The organism is Rathayibacter sp. AY2B3 (assembly GCF_002931755.1).
In the GTDB taxonomy this organism is placed as follows: domain Bacteria; phylum Actinomycetota; class Actinomycetes; order Actinomycetales; family Microbacteriaceae; genus Rathayibacter.
Window position 1 is genome coordinate 1 of record NZ_PSUG01000096.1, and the last position, 1305, is coordinate 1305.

Here is a 1305-nt window from a genome sequence, read left to right on the forward strand (position 1 = left end):
TCGGGCGGGCGCGGTTCTCCGGAGCGCGCGTCGGCGGGCGGCGCTCCAGCGGACGGCGGTTCACCCGTGCCGGCACTGACGTGCGGCGCTCAGGCGAGCGTGTTCAGGAGGCCGAGCGCGGCAGCGGCGGGGTGAGGTCCGGGGTGTGCGCGGGGTCGGAGTCGGGGGCCGGCTCCTGCGGGGCGGCGGACTCGGCCGCGGTCTCGGAGTCCTCGGAGGACTCCTGGTCCTCAGCGGGCTCCTGCGAGCCGGGCAGCGGCGGGGTGAGGTCGAGGGCGCCGACCGCCGGTTCGGCGGCGTGCTTCGGCGCAGCCGGGCGGTTCTCGGCCGCGGCAGCCTTCTTCGCCGCCTTCTCCTGGGTGCGCGTGAGCTTCTCGGTCTGCTCCGCCAGCTTGCGGGCCTTCTTGCGCAGCTTCTTGCTGGAGTCGCGGACCGCCTCGTGCGCTGCGCGCACCGACTTCTCGGCCTTCTTCAGCGCCTTCTTCGCGCGCTTCTGCGCCGCCTTGTCGCGTGCGTCCTTGTCCTTGCCGGTCCCGGCCATGTCCGCTCCTCCGCTCGTCGACCACTCCGGCCGACTCCCCCACGCTACCGAGCGGCACCCGCCCCGCGAACCCGCTGGCGAGCGCGCCCGGGTCGCGCTAGGCGCGCGGGAGGCGGGCGTTCTGCGGCCGTGCCGTCCTTGCTCCTCTGACCCTGGTCGCCGCCTCCCCTCCTCCGCGAGATGCCACCCCGGTTCTCGCGAGATGCCACTCCCCGGTCCGCGAGATGCCACTTGCGCGGGCGACACGCCGAGCCGAGCGGACTCAACTGGCATCTCGCGGGGCGGAAGGAGGCGGCAGCGAACGGCCGGGAGCCTCGGGGTGCGCCGGACGCGGCCGGGAGTCGCGGAGGGCGGCGGCCCTGTTCGCGGCTGGGAGTCGCGGGCGAGTCGGCCCCGCGGAGGGCGCGGGTTCGGCAGGCTAAGGCGATGGTCTTCCAGCACGATCCCGGCGGCTACCAGGGCCGCGCGGGGCTCCGCCGCCCGATGCGCGGGCCCAAGCGCGACAGATGGATGTGGTGGCGCCTGGGCTCCGGAGTCGCGGCGACGGTCGCCGGCGTGATCGCCCTGCTCGTCTTCACCGCCGACCGCTGAGCACGCCGCCGACCCGGCGTACCCCCGCCGCCGCTCGTCGAGCACTCCCGCCTCGCGCGCGCAGAGACACCGCCGAATGCACCCGGTCACCGGCGGCAGCACGGCGTCTCGGCGACCGGGCGGCGTCTCGCGCGGCAGCCGACGCGGCGCCCCTCCCGGCCACCTCGCCCCGG

The 1305-nt window shown here is 76.3% G+C and carries 2 protein-coding genes; one reads left to right on the top strand and one right to left on the bottom strand.

The annotated features are described in order from the left end of the window. Positions 1-103 precede the first annotated feature (103 nt). Positions 104-541, bottom strand: a complete 438-nt coding sequence (locus C5C24_RS17415) for a histone (protein WP_104281956.1) — start codon at positions 539-541, stop codon at positions 104-106. 426 nt (positions 542-967) lie between these two features. Between C5C24_RS17415 and C5C24_RS18145 the strand changes: the two genes are divergently transcribed. After that, the gene (locus tag C5C24_RS18145) at positions 968-1132 is read left to right on the top strand and encodes a hypothetical protein (RefSeq protein ID WP_181118511.1); all 165 of its coding nucleotides are present in this window, start codon (positions 968-970) and stop codon (positions 1130-1132) included. Positions 1133-1305: the final 173 nt, after the last annotated feature.

What these genes read in the sequence shown, in the direction of transcription:
- C5C24_RS17415 (WP_104281956.1), bottom strand. Translation starts at nt 541, where the DNA reads ATGGCCGGGACCGGCAAGGACAAGGACGCACGCGACAAGGCGGCGCAG.
- C5C24_RS18145 (WP_181118511.1), top strand. Translation starts at nt 968, where the DNA reads ATGGTCTTCCAGCACGATCCCGGCGGCTACCAGGGCCGCGCGGGGCTC.